This window comes from Enterobacter sp. BRE11 (assembly GCF_031844285.1).
Lineage (GTDB): Bacteria > Pseudomonadota > Gammaproteobacteria > Enterobacterales > Enterobacteriaceae > Pantoea.
This window is the reverse complement of sequence record NZ_JAUZUX010000019.1, coordinates 24,248-40,489: the sequence shown is the minus strand read 5'-3', so window position 1 is coordinate 40,489 and position 16,242 is coordinate 24,248. Positions and strand designations below refer to the sequence as shown.

Genomic DNA, 16,242 nt, shown 5'->3' with positions numbered 1-16,242 from the left:
TCGATCAGTCCTTCGCTGCAGTCAAATTCGGCTTGTTGTCGATATTGGTCAAAATGCCGTTGCTGTCGAAAGTCAGGGTCAGCGTCTGCTGCTTCACGTTTTCATGACCTGGCTCCTGACGGAACACGTAATACCAGACGTTGCTGCCGAACGGATCGCGCATCATCGGCGTACCGAGCGTATAGGCGACCTGCTGCTGCGTCATGCCGTTGTGGATTTTCGCCACATCGTTGGCGACCAGATAGTTGCCCTGGTTGATATCTGGGCGGTAAACCACGCGCTCAAGGGTGGAGCATCCGGCGGTCATCATCAACATTACCACTGCCGCGGCAGTCAGCGTTTTACAGCGCATCTCTACATTCCTTTTCTGGGGCCAAACGCCTTTTTCTCAGGCTGTTTTTTTGCCATCAAATTCTGAACTCTGCCTGCGGCAGGCTTTATTATTCAGGCGACATAAGTAGCCGATGATAATAAACCTTTTCGCTATTGGAAACCTCTACATCGACAGAGCAAGCATATGACCACGCAGCGGGAAGAAAGTGCGGCTGTTACGCCGCTAAAAGTTCTTTTGCGTTCGCGAGGGTATTACGCGTGACCTCGCTGCCGCCCAGCAGACGCGCCAGCTCCTGCAGGCGCGCACGCTTGTCCAGCGCCTGCATATGGGTCTCGGTCATCGCGCCATCGGTCTCTTTGCTGACAAAGAAGTGCTGATGGCCGCAGCCCGCCACCTGCGGCAGATGGGTTACACACATCACCTGGGTCGACTCGCCCAGCTGGCGCAGCAGACGTCCGACGACGGCGGCAGTCGGGCCGCTGATGCCCACATCCACTTCGTCGAAAATCATCGCCGGCGTTTCCATCTTCTTCGCGGTAATCACCTGAATGGCCAGCGCGATACGCGACAGCTCGCCACCGGACGCCACTTTACCCAGCGGCTGCAGAGGCTGGCCTGGGTTGGTGGTCACCTGGAAGTCGATACGCGTGGCGCCGTCCGCCGTGAGGTGGTCGGGATTGAACGCCAGCGCAATAGTAAAACGGCCGTGAGGCATAGAGAGCTGATGCATACTTTGCGTAATCAGCTGCTCAAGTTCGGCGCCATATTGCTGACGCTGCTGATGCAGATGCTCAGCGCTGCGCAGTGCAGACTGATAGTGTTCACTCACTAACTCCTGCAAGCTCTCCTGATCGCTCTCCTGCTGCGAAAGCAGTTCCGCCTCCGTCAACAGCTGCTGATGCAGCTCCGCCAGACCTTCCGGCGCGACGTGGTGTTTACGCGCCAGCGCGATATAGCGCGAGATGCGCTGCTCCAGCTCATACAGGCGGTTGGGATCGAGATCGAGCCGGTCAACGTAGTGACGCAGCTCGTCGCTCGCCTCGCTGAGCTGAATCGCCGCTTCTTCCAGCATATTGAGCACGCCGCTCAGCTTGTCGTCCAGCGTCACGACCTCGGTCACCATCTGACGCGCGGTGTAGAGCAGGCTGTTGAGGTTGCTGTCGTCACCGTCGGCGAGCAGCTGCAGCGCCTGCTGGCTGGTAGAGAGCAGCTGACCGCTGTTGGCGAGGCGCTTGTACTCCTCGTCGATTTGCTCATACTCGTTCGCATGCGGCGCAAAATCGTTGAGCTCTTTCAGCTGATACTGCAGCAGTTCGCGGCGCGCCTCGCGCTCTTGCGACAGCTGCTGATGCTGCGCCAGATTACGGCAGCTCTGATGCCAGGCCTGATAGTCGCTGCGCATCTGGCGCAGCAGATCGTCATGGCCAGCGTAGGCGTCAAGCAGGTGTTTCTGATGGTCGGATTTAAGCAGGAGCTGGTGAGCATGCTGGCCGTGGATCTGAATCAGCAGCTGGCCCAGATCGCGCAGCTGCGACAGCGGTACTGCGGTGCCGTTGATAAAGCCGCGTGAGCGGCCGTCGGCGCTGATGACGCGGCGCAGCAGACACTCGTTGCCGTCATCCAGCTGATTCTCCTCCAGCCAGCGCTGCGCAGAGGGCGAGGACTTGAGGTTGAAGCGGGCGCAGAGGTCAGCGCGCGCGGCACCCTGACGCACCATGTCCGCCTCGGCGCGACCGCCCAGGCACAGACCGAGCGCGTCGATGGCAATAGACTTACCCGCGCCGGTTTCACCGGTAATCGCCGTCATACCGCGTTGGAAATCAATGTCGAGCTCACGAACGATAGCGAAATTACTGATGGTCAGCTGTGCCAGCATAGAATCACCTGTATGGAAAAACAGATATGGTTTTTCGTACAGTATAAACTGGTTTTTTATCCAGTAAAGAGGGCGCGCTTAAATTAGAACAATTTTTTCGACCAGCCTAGTTTTGAGCTTAGCGTATTGAAATAGCTGTAGTTTTTAGGGTGAATCAGGTTGAGATGGTTCTCGCTGCGGCGGATCAGCACATCCTCGCCTTCCTGAATGGGCAGGGCGATCTGGCTGTCGCAGCTGATTTCGAGATCGCTGCGGCGTGACGAAAAACGCAGGCGGATAGTACTGCTGCTGTTGATCACCAGCGGCCGCGCTGACAGGGTATGCGGGAACATCGGCACCAGCGCGATGGCGTCGAGCGAAGGGGTTAAAATCGGGCCGCCTGCCGACAGCGAATAGGCGGTCGAGCCGGTCGGTGTAGAGATAATCAGGCCGTCAGAACGCTGCGAGAAGGCGAACACCTCGTCGATATAGACCTCGAACTCGATCATGTGCGCCACTTTGCCGGGGTGCAGCACCACCTCATTGATCGCCAGGCCGAGGCGCGGCGAGCACTCATCTTTGCAGACGCGCGCTTCAAGCAGAAAGCGGCTTTCGACGAAATAGTTTCCCTGTAGCACCTCGTCAAGCTGCTGCTGCGCGTTGTCGGGATCGAGGTCGGTGAGAAAGCCGAGATTACCGCGGTTAATGCCAATCACTTTGATATCGTAGCGCGCCAGCACGCGCGCCGCGCCAAGCATATTGCCGTCGCCTCCGACCACCACGGCGAGGTCCGCCTGCTGTCCAATCTCCGCCAGCGTGCCGGTCTGGGCATCCTGAAGGTTGAGCTCCTGCGCGATCTGCTTCTCAATAATCACTTCATAACCTTTGGACGTCAGCCAGCGCCACAGCATCTCATGCGTGGTGAGAGCGGTAGGGTGACGCGGATGGCCTACAATACCAATGCAGTTAAAGTGTTTGTTCATTTGGTGGGTCTTTCCTCATAAGCCAAAACGGCAAGGCAATGTGATGGGTTCCCTTGAAACCGTCAAACCGATCCCCATAATAAGCGGACTGGCGAGATGAATGTGCAAAACGCGGAGAAATTCATGAGTAGTAAAGAACAGAACACCCCAAACGAGCAAGTCTCAGACGAAATTCAACAGGATCAGCAGCAACCTCAGGAAGCGGAGACGGCAGTAGAGGTGGATCCGCGTGATGAGCGTATTGCGCAGCTGGAAGCCGAACTGGCACAGTTGCAGACCGGCGTACGTGACGCGCAGCTGCGCGCGCAGGCGGAAGTGGAAAATATCCGTCGTCGCACCGAAATTGACGTAGAGAAAGCGCACAAATTCGCGCTGGAAAAATTTGCGAACGAGCTGCTGCCGGTTATCGACAGCCTTGAGCGCGCGCTGGAAGTCGCAGACAAAGAGAATCCGGAGCTGGCGTCGATGATTGAAGGGATCGAACTGACCCTGAAATCGCTGCTGGGCGCCGTGCGCAAATTTGGCGTTGAAGTGGTTGGCGATACCAACGTGCCGTTCAACCCGGAAATCCATCAGGCGATGTCAATGATGGAGTCAGATGACGTGGCGCCTAACCATGTGATGATGGTGATGCAGCGCGGCTATACCCTGAACGGTCGCCTGCTGCGTCCGGCGATGGTGGCTGTTGCTAAAGCGAAAAGCTAAGCAGACAACGCACGTCAGACGGCCGCCCAGTGAGGCGGCCGTTTTTATTTGCGGCTCAGCTGGCGGGCAGCTGCGGCATCCAGTCGATGGGCTGCTCGCCCGCCTGCTTCAGCAGCTCATTGGCCTGCGCAAAATGGCCGCAGCCAAAGAAGCCGCGATGAGCGGAAAGCGGAGAAGGATGCGGCCCCTGTAAAACGTGATGACGCTGGCGGTCGATAATGCTGCCTTTCTTCTGCGCGTGCGATCCCCAGAGCAAAAATACCACGCCTTCGCGATGTTCATTAATCGCGGCAATGACGTTATCGGTAAAGGTCTCCCAGCCGAAGCGTGCATGGGAATGCGCCTTGCCCGCCTCCACGGTTAATACCGTATTTAGCAGCATCACGCCCTGTTTCGCCCAGCTTTCGAGAAAACCGTGCTGCGGACGCTTAAAGTCGGGAAACTCCTGCTCCAGCTCTTTATACATATTCTGTAAAGAGGGCGGCACCGGGACGCCGGGCAGTACCGAGAAGGCGAGACCGTGCGCCTGATTTGGGCCGTGGTAGGGATCCTGGCCCAGAATGACTACCTTGACGTCGCCCAGCTCGGTGAGGCGAAAGGCATTGAAAACATCTTTCTGCGGCGGATAAACCGTCACGCCAGCCGCCCGTTCATTCGCCACCAGCTTCAGGGTTTCGGTGAAATAAGGCTTCTCTTTCTCTTCGGCCAGCACGTCGTGCCAGGTCAGTTTATCCGTCATGGTCTGCTCCCTTATAGAACGATGCCGTTAGCTTAACGGTTCGCCGCACCAGGTTGAAGGTAAAAAATATTTGAAATTTACAAAATATTTTTTAGCCAAAAATTTATCTGAATCAATTAATTGAAATTAGCAGTGAAAAACGTGGCTGTGAAAATTGACCGAGGTCAAAACCATCGCGAGAAGCGAGTGTTATATCAGGGCGATAATTTGATTTACTCACCGCGCTGAGCAGGATAGCGCCATGTTCTGGAGAACTAATTATGATCACTGGCATTCAAATTACTCAAACCAATAACCCTGATTTACTGCACTCTTTCTGGCTGATCGACGATGAAAAAGCGGAAGCACGCTGCCTGTGCGCGAAGGCAGGTTACGAAGAAGATCAGGTTGTCGCCGTGAGAGAGCTGGGCGAATTTGCCTGGCGCGAAGTGCCAATGGAGATGAAACCTCAGGTACGTATCGAGGGCGGTCAGCACCTGAACGTTAACGTCCTGCGCCGTGAAACGCTGGAAGATGCGGTAAAGCATCCGGAGAAGTATCCGCAGCTGACAATTCGCGTCTCAGGCTACGCGGTGCGCTTTAACGCACTGACGCCGGAGCAGCAGCGTGACGTAATTACGCGCACCTTTACCGAAAGCCTGTAACCTGGCAACTTTGAACGCGTGAAGAAAAAGCGCCCACTGGATTGTTAATGGCAGGTTATTGAGAGGAATGGATATTTAACCTTTTCAACCCTGGCGGTGCAGTAATAATCGGGCGCTTTGGCTATTAGCCTTTATCCGAAGCGAGTCATTGCCGTTTTACCTGCTTAACTAAAAAAAATCGCCTCAATCGAGGCGATTTTTTTATAGCGATGCTGATTTATTCCGCATCGCCGCTGGCTGGCGCGGCAGCGCTTGGCTTGCGGCGTTTGCCCACGTTTTTGGCGTCGCGATGGCGCTTTTTCACGCGCGGTTTTTCCGCCTCTTTCTCTTTTCGCTCTTTACGCTTCGCCAGCGCCTTTTTCGACGGCTTTCCAGTGGTTTTGGCGGCTGGCGCGCGCGTTACCGGACGCAGCTCGTCGATTACGCGCGGTTTCAGCGGCTCATTCAGATAGCGGCTGATCTTGCCCAGCAGTAGATGATCGTGTGCTTCCACCAGCGACAGCGCGGTGCCCTTACGTCCGGCGCGCGCGGTACGGCCGATACGGTGCAGATAGGTATCGGCGGTGCGCGGCATATCGTAGTTGATGACGTGGCTGACATCTTCGATATCGATGCCGCGCGCGGCGACGTCGGTTGCCACCAGCACGTTGACGCGACCGTCGGTAATGCGTTTGATCGCCTCGGTGCGTTTAGCCTGCACCATTTCCCCTTCCAGATAGCAGCAGCGGATGCCCGCATCGTGCAGCCACTGCACCAGCTCGTGCAGACGCTCGCGCTTGCGCACGAACACAATTGAACGCGTGGCGTCCGGCTGCTTCAGCAGGTGGATCAGCAGTTTGGTTTTATGCTCCAGATCGTCGGCGCGGTAGTACCACTGCTGGATCTTTTTACGCTCGCGACGGCTGGGATCGGCTTCGACTTCGACCGGATCGTTCAGCAGACGCTCGGCAAAATCTTTAATCGCGTCGCCTTCCAGCGTCGCGGAGAAGAGCATGGTCTGCTTACGCCAGCGGGTTTCGCCCGCAATGGTTTCGATATCCTGCGCGAAGCCGAGATCCAGCATGCGGTCCGCCTCGTCAAGGATCAGCGTCTCGACGGCGCGGCAGTCGAAGTTCTCTTCTTTAATATACTGAAGCAGACGTCCGGTGGTCGCCACGACCACATCCTGGTTCTCGCTGAACACTTCCGCGTGGTTCATATAGGCCACGCCGCCGGTGATGGTCGCGATATCGAGATGGGTATGCTTCGCCAGCTCGCGCGCGTGATCGGCAACCTGCATCGCCAGTTCCCGCGTTGGCGTCAGGATCAGGATGCGCGGCGGCCCCGATTTCTTGCGCGGAAAATCGAGCAGATGCTGCAGTACCGGCAACAGGTACGCGGCGGTTTTCCCGGTGCCGGTAGGCGCCGAACCCAGAACGTCGCGGCCCTCCAGCGCGGCCGGGATCGCCTCGGCCTGAATGGCGGTAGGGCGCGTGAAGCCTTTATCCTGCAGGGCTTCCAGCAGGCTTTCGTCGAGTTCGAGTTCGGAGAATGTGGTTACTGTCATGGTCTACCTCAGTTTGGGGCGCTGATTATAGACAGATCGCACGCAATCTTCATCTGTTAATCCGCGCCGTCCAGCCCATTACGTGTATTCCTCACGCCGTCACGTTACACTGACGCGCTGCCGCACGGCAGGAAAAAGGGTAATGGTTGCAGAGTATGACGCAGGACAAGCCGCATGTGCGGCCGGTATTAAAAAGAAACGGTTTCACCTTCAAACAATTTTTCGTGGCGCACGACCGCTGCGCCATGAAAGTCGGTACCGACGCCATTCTGCTGGGCGCATGGGCACCGGTCGCCAACGTGCGCCGCGTGCTCGATATCGGCAGCGGCAGCGGGCTTATCGCCCTGATGCTGGCGCAGCGTACCTCCGACGCGGTGCTTATCGACGCGGTTGAGCTGGATGTTGCCGCCGCGCAGCAGGCGCAGGAGAATGTGGCGCAGTCGCCGTGGGCAGCACGCATTCGCGTCCATCAGCAGGATATCGCCGCTTTTACGGAGAACTGCGGCGAGCGCTATTCGCTGATTGTCAGCAATCCGCCTTATTATCCACCCGATGTTGCCTGCGCCACGCCGGAACGCGATGCGGCCCGCTCGACGGCGACGCTGGATCACGCCAGCCTGCTAAGTTATGCGGCGCGTTTGATCGACGAAGAGGGCTTCTTCTGCGTCGTGCTGCCCGAAACGGTGGGGCAGAATATGATTACGCTGGCGCAGGCATCGGGCTGGCATCTGCGTTTTCGCATCGACGTGGCGGAATATGCGCACCGGCCGCCGCATCGCGTGCTGCTCGGTTTCTCACCCAGCGCGGGCGAAACGCTGCTGGAACGCATGGCGATCCGCAACCAGGATACGCACTATTCAGAAGCCTGGCGCAGCCTGACCCGCGACTTTTACCTCTTTATGTAAGAGGGCATAAGGATAGTTGGCTTCGCTTCGGGCAGCATATCGGGATAGTCGCGGGTAAAATGGAGCCCGCGGCTCTCCTTGCGCGCCAGCGCGCAGCGCACCATGAGTTCGGCCACCTGCGTCAGGTTGCGCAGCTCCAGCAGATCGCTGGAGAGCCGGAAATGCGCGTAGTATTCGCTGATCTCCTGCTGCAGCAGGTTAATGCGGCGCAGCGCGCGCTCCAGCCTGCGCGTGGTGCGAACAATCCCCATGTAATCCCACATAAATAGCCGCAGCTCGTGCCAGTTATGCTGAATTACCACACGCTCGTCCGCATCGTCTACGCGGCTTTCATCCCAGGGCGGCAGGCTGTCGGGAGCAACTTTTTGCGGCAGCGTCTCAATCAAATCCTCAGCAGCCGACCAGCCGTAGACCAGGCACTCCAGCAGAGAGTTAGAGGCCATGCGGTTTGCGCCATGTAGCCCGGTATAGCTCACTTCGCCGATAGCGTAGAGCCCGTCGACGTCCGTGCGTCCGCGCGCGTCGACCATCACGCCGCCGCAGGTGTAGTGCGCGGCTGGCACGATGGGAATGCGATCCTGGGTCAGGTCGAGGCCGAAGGTCAGCAGCTTTTCATAAATCGTCGGAAAATGGGCACGGATAAACGCCGCCGGCTGGTGGCTGATATCCAGGTAAACGCAGTCGACGCCGAGCCGCTTCATCTCATGATCGATGGCGCGCGCCACGATATCGCGCGGCGCCAGTTCGGCGCGCGCGTCAAAGTCGGGCATAAAACGGCTGCCGTCGGGCCGCAGCAGCCAGGCGCCTTCGCCGCGCAGCGCCTCGGTCAGCAGAAAGCTGCGCGCGTCAGGATGAAACAGCGACGTAGGATGGAACTGATTAAACTCAAGATTGGCGACGCGGCAGCCAGCGCGCCATGCCATGGCGATGCCGTCGCCGGATGCGACGTCGGGATTAGTGGTGTACTGATAGACTTTCGCCGCGCCGCCGGTCGCCAGCACCACCGCGCGAGCGCTACAGGTTTCCACCCGCTCAAGGTTGCGGTTCCAGATCCAGGCACCGACAGCGCGGCGTGGGCCAGGCAGGCCCAGCTTGTCTGACAGGATGAGATCGACTGCGTTACTACGCTCAAGAATATGAATGCGGGGATGACTCAGCGCCTGGCTCACCAGCGTGGTTTCGACGGCGCGCCCGGTGGCGTCGGCGCTGTGAAGGATACGCCGATGGCTGTGGCCGCCTTCGCGCGTCAGATGGTAGGGCATATCGCCTGCCGCCTGCGGATCGCGATCGAAGGCAACGCCGTTGTCGATCAGCCACTGCACGCAGTGGCGCGCATTGCTGGCGACAAACGAGACCGCTTCACGCTCGCACAGGCCAGCGCCGGCGATGAGCGTATCTTCCACATGCGACTCAATGCTGTCGGTCTCATCAAACACTGCGGCGATGCCACCCTGGGCATAAAAGGTAGAGCCTTCGCTGACCTGCGCTTTGCTCAGTACCAGCACCTTGTAATGCGCCGCCAGCCGCAGCGCCAGCGATAAGCCCGCCGCGCCGCTGCCGATAATCAAAACATCGCACTGGTAATCGGGAGAGAATGAGTGTGCCATAGTGTTTAATTTACTAAACAGGGGTGGCTCGAGAATAGGCTTTTTACACACTGTTGTGAAGTATTTTAAACGTGAAGGCGACCTGTTGCGATCAATAAACCGGCAGCGAGCAGTAAAAGGAGCAAATTAGTCAAAGGCGTAGCGAAAACCCGTTTTTTATATAAAACCTGGCGCATAGACAGGATTTAAAGATGAAAAAGCCTCTGTCATAAGGTACTCTGCCTGGAATTCTGCGTTGATAACCGCAGTCTGGATTACACTGTCTTGAGAATGAAAAACAAATGACAGCGCCTCTGGAAGAGTCATCATCAGCGCGTTAAGTGAACTTTTTGCCGCACCACGACTCTAAGCGCATGCTTGCTCAGAACCATGAAGATGTGCTGGCAGTTCCTTTACGCATTTAAAAGTATTTGGGGAGACATTACCTCGGATGAGCGAGCAGTTAACGGATCAGGTACTCGTAGAGCGGGTGCAGAAAGGAGATCAAAAGTCATTTAACCTCCTGGTTATTCGCTACCAGCATAAAGTGGCGAGCCTGGTTTCCCGCTACGTCCCGTCGGGAGACGTGCCTGATGTCGTGCAGGAGTCCTTTATTAAAGCGTATCGCGCGCTGGAATCCTTTCGCGGCGACAGCGCGTTCTACACCTGGCTTTATCGTATCGCGGTCAATACCGCAAAAAATTACCTGGTTGCTCAGGGGCGTCGTCCGCCATCCAGCGATGTGGATGCTATCGATGCGGAAAATTTCGAAAGTGCTGGCGCGTTAAAAGAAATTTCGAACCCTGAGAACTTAATGTTGTCAGACGAATTGAAACAAATCGTCTTTCGCACCATTGAGACTCTCCCTGAAGATTTGCGTATGGCAATCACGCTCAGGGAGTTGGACGGGCTGAGCTACGAAGAGATCGCCGCCATCATGGATTGCCCGGTCGGTACGGTGCGTTCACGTATCTTCCGTGCGCGAGAGGCCATTGATAATAAAGTTCAACCGCTTATCCAACGTCAGTGATAACGGCTACTGGAAGGGTACTTAGGCATGCAGAAAGAACAACTTTCCGCTTTGATGGATGGCGAGGCGCTCGATAACGCGCTGCTGTCAGCACTATCTCAGGATGCAGAGCTGCAACAGCGCTGGACTAGCTATCATCTTATCCGCGACACCATGCGCGGTGATGTAGGCGATGTGCTGCACTTCGATATCTCCGCGCGCGTTGCGGCGGCCCTTGAACAAGAGCCGGCCCGCAAGGTGACGCCGCTGATCGTTGAATCTCAGCCCGAACCGGCCAGCGTTGCGAAGATGCCTTTCTGGCGCAAAATGCGCCCCTGGGCAGCGCAGCTGACTCAGGTTGGTGTTGCGGCGTGCGTATCGCTGGCGGTTATTGTGGGCGTACAGCACTACAACCAGCCGAGCGGCACCAGTGCGGAACCGTCTGATTCGCCGGTGTTCAACACGCTGCCGATGATGGGCAAGGCATCGCCGGTCAGCCTGGGCGTGCCGTCTGACGCCTTTGACACCAGCGGCTCCAGCCAGCAGGTTCAGGAGCAGCGCCGTCGCGTTAACGCGATGCTGCAGGATTACGAGCTGCAGCGCCGTCTGCACTCCGATCGTCTGCAGTTCGAAACTAACTCGCCGCAGCAGGCACAGGCGAACGTTCCCGGCAACCAGTCCTTAGGTACGCAACAGCAGTAATGAAGCAGCTTTGGTGCGCCTTTAGCCTGCTGGCAGGCAGCCTGCTTTGGTCATCTACCGCCCCGGCGCAGATATCTGCGTCCGGGGCGTTGTTACAGCAGATGGAGCAGGCAAGCCAGAACCTTAACTACGAATTCGCTTATATCAACGTCTCGCGCATCGGCATCGAGTCGCTGCGTTATCGTCACGCGGTGATCGATAATCGCGTCTATGCGCAGCTGCTGCAGATGGACGGCCCGCGCCGCGAGGTGATCCAGCGCGGCGGCGATATCAGCTATTTCGAACCCGGCCTCGATCCTTTCTCTCTGCCCGGTCAAAACATTATCGACGCCTTGCCGTCGCCCATCTTTGCTGATTTCGCTCAGCTTGCCAGCGCGTGGGATTTTATTCCGGTAGGGCGTTCGCGCATCGCCGATCAGCTGTGCGAGGTGATTCGCATCGTTTCGCGCGACGGCACGCGCTATAGCTATGTCGTCTGGCTCGATGTGGACACCAAACTGCCGCTGCGTATCGATCTGCTGGATCGCGACGGCGAAACGCTGGAGCAGTTCCGCGTGATTAGCTTCGCGGTCGACGAAGGCGTGCGCAATCTGATGCAGGGTCTGCAAAAGGCGAATCTGCCGCCGTCGCTTTCGGTGCCTGAAGGGGAGAAGGTAAACCTCAGCTGGCAGCCAGCCTGGGTGCCGGCGGGCATGAAGCTGGTGTCCCAGAGCCGACGCGATATTCCGGCGATGAATAAAACCGTTGAATCGCGTCTGTACAGCGACGGCCTGTTCAGCTTTGCCATCAATATTACGCCAGCCGACAAAAGCAGCGTCACGCAGACATTGCGCACAGGACGTCGTACGGTGCAGACCGAAGTGCGCAATAATAGCGAGATTACCGTGGTGGGCGAACTGCCGCCCGCAACGGCAAAACGCATAGCGGACAGTATTGATTTGGGGTCGCAACGATGATGAGAGAGTGGGCCACGGTCGTGGCATGGCGTGACGGCATCGCTACGCTGCATACAGAGGCGAAAACCTCCTGCAACAGCTGCTCGGCACGCAAAGGCTGCGGCAGCCATATGTTGAACAAGCTGGGGCCGAAAGATGCTCACGTGATGGAAATCGCCAGCGCGACGCCGCTTCAGCCCGGTCAGCGTATCGAACTCGGCATCAGAGAGAGCAGCCTGCTCGGTTCGGCGCTGCTGGTCTATATGACGCCGCTGTTTGGGCTCTTCCTGCTGGCGGGCCTGTTTCAGGCGCTGTTTCACAGCGATCTGGCGGCGGCCTGCGGCGCGCTGCTCGGCGGCATCGGCGGCTTTATCGTCGCCAAAGGCGTCTCCCTGAAAGTCGGCGATCGCGCCGCTTTTCAGCCCGTCATTCTGAGCGTGGCGCTGCCGCCTGACGACCTGCGGGTGGAAAGCGAAGCCTAATCCTCTGCAGGCCGCGTATATCGCGGCCTTTTAGCGCCTGTTTCTCGTCAAAAAGTGTTGTGATTCCGCAACGTTCCATTCTTTTATGCGCGGCCTTAACAGTGTAATATGCGTCGTCATTAATGAGGCTGACAGGATTGTAGGTAAAGAGCGATCTTCCTGAATGTGTCTGTGCTCAGGTTCTCAACTGTTTTTCTACGTGAAGATATTCATATAAATGAAGCACATAAGAAACTTCTCCATCATCGCGCACATTGACCATGGTAAATCGACGCTCTCTGACCGCCTGATTCAAATCTGTGGCGGCCTGACCGATCGCGAGATGGCGGCGCAGGTTCTCGACTCAATGGACCTGGAGCGCGAGCGCGGCATTACTATCAAAGCGCAGAGCGTGACGCTCGATTACAAAGCGCTCAACGGCGAAACTTACCAGCTCAATTTCATCGATACCCCAGGGCACGTCGACTTCTCCTATGAAGTGTCGCGCTCGCTGGCGGCCTGCGAAGGCGCGCTGCTGGTGGTGGACGCAGGACAGGGCGTCGAAGCGCAGACCCTGGCGAACTGCTATACCGCGATTGAGATGGATCTGGAAGTTGTGCCGGTACTGAATAAAATCGATCTGCCTGCTGCCGATCCGGAACGCGCGGCGCAGGAGATTGAAGATATCGTCGGCATCGACGCCACCGATGCGGTGCGCTGCTCGGCGAAAACCGGCGTCGGCGTGCCGGAAGTGCTGGAGCGCCTGGTGCGTGATATTCCGCCGCCGGAAGGCGATCCGGAAGGCCCGCTGCAGGCGCTGATTATCGACTCCTGGTTCGATAACTACCTTGGCGTGGTCTCGCTAATCCGCGTGAAAAACGGCACGCTGCGCAAAGGCGACAAGGTCAAAGTCATGAGCACCGGCCAGGTGTACAATGCCGATCGCCTCGGCATCTTCACCCCGAAGCAGGTTGACCGCACGCAGCTGAACTGCGGCGAAGTGGGCTGGCTGGTCTGCGCCATCAAAGATATCCTTGGCGCACCAGTGGGCGATACCCTGACGCTGGCGCGCAACCCGGCGGATAAAGCGCTCCCAGGCTTCAAAAAAGTGAAGCCGCAGGTCTATGCTGGCCTGTTCCCGGTCAGCTCTGACGACTACGAAGCCTTCCGCGACGCGCTCGGCAAGCTGAGCCTGAATGACGCCTCGCTGTTCTATGAGCCAGAAAGCTCTACCGCGCTCGGCTTCGGCTTCCGCTGCGGCTTCCTGGGCCTGCTGCATATGGAGATCATCCAGGAGCGCCTGGAGCGTGAATACGATCTCGATCTGATCACCACCGCGCCGACCGTAGTGTATGAAGTGGAGACCACGAGCGGCGAAATCATTTACGTCGACAGCCCCTCTAAGCTGCCGCCGCTGAACAATATTGAAGAGCTGCGCGAGCCGATCGCCGAGTGTCATATGCTGCTGCCGCAGGAGTATCTGGGCAACGTCATTACGCTCTGCATCGAGAAGCGCGGCGTGCAGACCAACATGGTCTACCACGGCAACCAGGTCGCGCTGACCTACGACATTCCAATGGCGGAAGTGGTGCTCGACTTCTTCGACCGTCTGAAGTCGACCTCGCGCGGTTACGCCTCGCTGGATTACAACTTTAAACGTTTCCAGGCTTCCGACATGGTGCGCGTCGACGTGCTGATCAACGCCGAGCGCGTCGATGCGCTGGCGCTGATTACTCACCGCGACAATTCGCAGTATCGCGGCCGCGAGCTGGTTGAGAAAATGAAAGATCTTATCCCTCGCCAGCAGTTCGACATTGCGATCCAGGCGGCGATCGGCACTCATATCATCGCGCGCTCGACCGTGAAGCAGCTGCGTAAAAACGTGCTCGCCAAGTGCTACGGCGGTGACGTCAGCCGTAAGAAGAAACTGTTGCAGAAGCAGAAAGATGGCAAGAAGCGCATGAAGCAGGTCGGCAACGTCGAGCTGCCGCAGGAAGCCTTCCTCGCTATTCTGCATGTCGGCAAGGACAGCAAATAAGGATACCTAATGGCTAATATGTTCGCCCTGGTTCTGGCGCTCGCGACGCTGATTACCGGCATTATCTGGTGTATCGATCGCGTTAAGTGGGCGCCGGCGCGCCGGGCTAAACGAGCGGAAGCGCAGGCTGCGGCTGGCCATACCCTCGACGAAAAAACGCTGGCGAAAGTCAACGGCCAGCCTGGCTGGGTAGAGACTGCCGCGTCGGTCTTCCCGGTGCTGCTGGTGGTGTTCGTGGTGCGCTCGTTTATCTATGAGCCATTCCAGATCCCGTCCGGCTCCATGATGCCGACGCTGCTGATCGGCGATTTTATCCTGGTGGAGAAGTTTGCCTACGGCATCAAAGATCCGATCACCCAGACGACGCTGATCCCGACCGGGCATCCGCAGCGTGGCGATATTGCGGTATTTAAATACCCGAAAGATCCCAGCCTGGATTACATCAAGCGCGTCATCGGCCTGCCGGGCGACAAAGTGGTGTTCGATCCCTACAGCAAAACCCTGACCGTCAGCCCGAACTGCGCCGCTGGCCAGCGCTGTGCCAGCGCGCTGCCGATCACCTACACCAATATCGAGCCGAGCAACTTCATCCAGACCTTCAGCGGTTTTGACGGCAACGAGGCGGGCAACGGTTTCTATCAGGTGCTGCAGGGCGAAACCATGCGCGGCGGACTGCGTCTCGGTACCCGTAAAGAGACGCTGGGCAACGTCACGCACGATATTTTGCTGGTAAACGAAGCGCAGAGTCAGGCGAGCATGTATTATCAGCAGCCGGGCCAGCCGCAGGCGACCTGGGTCGTGCCACAGGGGCAATATTTCATGATGGGCGATAACCGCGACAACAGCGCCGACAGTCGCTACTGGGGCTTTGTCCCGGAACGCAATCTGGTCGGCAAAGCGGTTGCCATCTGGATGAGCTTTGACAAGCAGGAAGGTCAGTGGCCGACGGGCGTACGCCTGAGCCGTATCGGCGGCATTCACTGAGTCATCTGGCCCGGATAAACGGGCAAAACGGTTGGCCTCCTGCGGGGGGCCACTGCACACGAAACAGAATGTGTTGGAAAGCCAGCCCTGTTTCGTATGCAGAGTCACAGACGCACAAAAGAACTGGAATCGCATGAACCCCATCCTCATTAATAAGCTTCAGCGCAAACTGGGCTACACTTTTACTCATCCGGAACTCTTGCAACAGGCGCTAACGCACCGTAGCGCCAGCAGTAAGCACAACGAGCGTCTCGAATTTCTCGGCGATTCCATTCTCAGCTATGTGATCGCCAACGCGCTCTATCATCGCTTCCCTCGCGTCGACGAGGGCGATATGAGCCGCATGCGCGCGACGCTGGTGCGTGGCAACACGCTGGCGGAGATGGCGCGGGAGTTTGACCTCGGCGAATGTTTGCGCCTGGGACCGGGTGAACTGAAAAGCGGCGGATTTCGCCGCGAATCCATCCTGGCGGATACGGTAGAAGCGCTGATCGGCGGCATCTTCCTCGACAGCAATATCCAGACGGTGGAAAAGCTGATCCTTGACTGGTATCAGTCGCGCCTTGAGCAGATTAGCCCGGGCGACAAACAAAAAGATCCGAAAACCCGCCTGCAGGAGTATCTGCAGGGGCGTCATCTGCCGCTGCCGTCCTATCTGGTGGTGCAGGTGCGTGGCGAAGCCCACGATCAGGAATTCACCATTCACTGTCAGGTGAGTGGCATGGCTGAACCGGTGGTGGGCGTAGGCTCCAGCCGCCGTAAAGCAGAACAGGCTGCCGCCGAACAGGCGCTAATTAAGCTTGGTCTCGAATAGCA

The 16,242-nt window shown here is 57.7% G+C and carries 16 protein-coding genes; 10 read left to right on the top strand and 6 right to left on the bottom strand.

Annotated elements, in window-relative coordinates:
* Positions 1–4 precede the first annotated feature (4 nt).
* The 3 genes from bamE to nadK form a co-directional block, all read right to left on the bottom strand.
* The gene (bamE, locus tag Q9R34_RS18415) at positions 5–352 is read right to left on the bottom strand and encodes an outer membrane protein assembly factor BamE (protein WP_048786769.1); all 348 of its coding nucleotides are present in this window, start codon (positions 350–352) and stop codon (positions 5–7) included.
* Positions 353–548: 196 nt separating this feature from the next.
* On the bottom strand, positions 549–2,210 hold the full coding sequence (gene recN, locus Q9R34_RS18410) for a DNA repair protein RecN (RefSeq protein WP_485895591.1): 1,662 nt from the start codon (positions 2,208–2,210) through the stop codon (positions 549–551).
* Positions 2,211–2,293: 83 nt separating this feature from the next.
* A complete protein-coding gene (gene nadK / locus Q9R34_RS18405; protein ID WP_434125562.1) occupies positions 2,294–3,172 on the bottom strand; it encodes an NAD(+) kinase in 879 nt (292 codons plus the stop codon).
* Positions 3,173–3,295: 123 nt separating this feature from the next.
* On the opposite strand from nadK, the gene grpE reads away from it, so the two are divergent.
* Positions 3,296–3,877 carry a nucleotide exchange factor GrpE gene (gene grpE / locus Q9R34_RS18400; protein WP_033754166.1) on the top strand — a complete coding sequence of 194 codons (582 nt, stop codon included), beginning with the start codon at positions 3,296–3,298 and terminating at the stop codon, positions 3,875–3,877.
* A 55-nt stretch (positions 3,878–3,932) separates the two neighbouring features.
* Here the strand turns inward: grpE and ung are convergent, their stop codons facing one another.
* Positions 3,933–4,616 carry a uracil-DNA glycosylase gene (gene ung, locus Q9R34_RS18395; protein ID WP_485895588.1) on the bottom strand — a complete coding sequence of 228 codons (684 nt, stop codon included), beginning with the start codon at positions 4,614–4,616 and terminating at the stop codon, positions 3,933–3,935.
* 260 nt (positions 4,617–4,876) lie between these two features.
* Here ung and grcA point away from each other — a divergent pair, with 260 nt between their 5' ends.
* Positions 4,877–5,260: an autonomous glycyl radical cofactor GrcA gene (gene grcA, locus Q9R34_RS18390; protein ID WP_434125564.1), complete on the top strand. Its 384-nt coding sequence runs from the start codon at positions 4,877–4,879 to the stop codon at positions 5,258–5,260.
* Between the two features lie 217 nt (positions 5,261–5,477).
* Here grcA and srmB read toward each other — a convergent pair whose 3' ends face one another.
* Positions 5,478–6,806, bottom strand: a complete 1,329-nt coding sequence (gene srmB / locus Q9R34_RS18385) for an ATP-dependent RNA helicase SrmB (protein WP_485895586.1) — start codon at positions 6,804–6,806, stop codon at positions 5,478–5,480.
* 155 nt (positions 6,807–6,961) lie between these two features.
* Here srmB and trmN point away from each other — a divergent pair, with 155 nt between their 5' ends.
* Positions 6,962–7,711, top strand: coding sequence for a tRNA(1)(Val) (adenine(37)-N(6))-methyltransferase TrmN (gene trmN / locus Q9R34_RS18380; protein WP_485895584.1), 750 nt, complete (start codon positions 6,962–6,964; stop codon positions 7,709–7,711).
* Here trmN and nadB read toward each other — a convergent pair.
* Complete coding sequence (gene nadB, locus Q9R34_RS18375) at positions 7,696–9,318, bottom strand: L-aspartate oxidase (RefSeq protein WP_485895582.1); 1,623 nt, start codon at positions 9,316–9,318, stop codon at positions 7,696–7,698. The two genes, trmN and nadB, sit on opposite strands and share 16 nt — an antisense overlap.
* 430 nt (positions 9,319–9,748) lie before the next feature.
* On the opposite strand from nadB, the gene rpoE reads away from it, so the two are divergent.
* The 7 genes from rpoE to rnc all read left to right on the top strand — a co-directional run bounded on the left by rpoE (position 9,749) and on the right by rnc (position 16,240).
* Positions 9,749–10,327 (top strand): RNA polymerase sigma factor RpoE, encoded by a 579-nt coding sequence (gene rpoE / locus Q9R34_RS18370; protein WP_485895580.1) that lies wholly within the window; start codon positions 9,749–9,751, stop codon positions 10,325–10,327.
* Positions 10,328–10,354: 27 nt separating this feature from the next.
* Positions 10,355–11,008: an anti-sigma-E factor RseA gene (rseA, locus tag Q9R34_RS18365; RefSeq protein ID WP_485895578.1), complete on the top strand. Its 654-nt coding sequence runs from the start codon at positions 10,355–10,357 to the stop codon at positions 11,006–11,008.
* Positions 11,008–11,964, top strand: a complete 957-nt coding sequence (gene rseB, locus Q9R34_RS18360; protein WP_485895576.1) for a sigma-E factor regulatory protein RseB — start codon at positions 11,008–11,010, stop codon at positions 11,962–11,964. Before rseA ends, rseB begins: the two co-directional genes overlap by 1 nt.
* Complete coding sequence (gene rseC, locus Q9R34_RS18355; protein WP_485895574.1) at positions 11,961–12,425, top strand: SoxR-reducing system protein RseC; 465 nt, start codon at positions 11,961–11,963, stop codon at positions 12,423–12,425. The genes rseB and rseC overlap by 4 nt, the downstream gene beginning before the upstream one ends.
* Before the next feature lie 217 nt (positions 12,426–12,642).
* Positions 12,643–14,442 (top strand): translation elongation factor 4, encoded by a 1,800-nt coding sequence (gene lepA / locus Q9R34_RS18350; protein WP_434125574.1) that lies wholly within the window; start codon positions 12,643–12,645, stop codon positions 14,440–14,442.
* Positions 14,443–14,451: 9 nt separating this feature from the next.
* Complete coding sequence (gene lepB / locus Q9R34_RS18345) at positions 14,452–15,426, top strand: signal peptidase I (protein ID WP_485895572.1); 975 nt, start codon at positions 14,452–14,454, stop codon at positions 15,424–15,426.
* Between the two features lie 133 nt (positions 15,427–15,559).
* Positions 15,560–16,240: a ribonuclease III gene (gene rnc, locus Q9R34_RS18340; RefSeq protein WP_033754012.1), complete on the top strand. Its 681-nt coding sequence runs from the start codon at positions 15,560–15,562 to the stop codon at positions 16,238–16,240.
* The last annotated feature ends 2 nt before the right edge of the window (positions 16,241–16,242 follow it).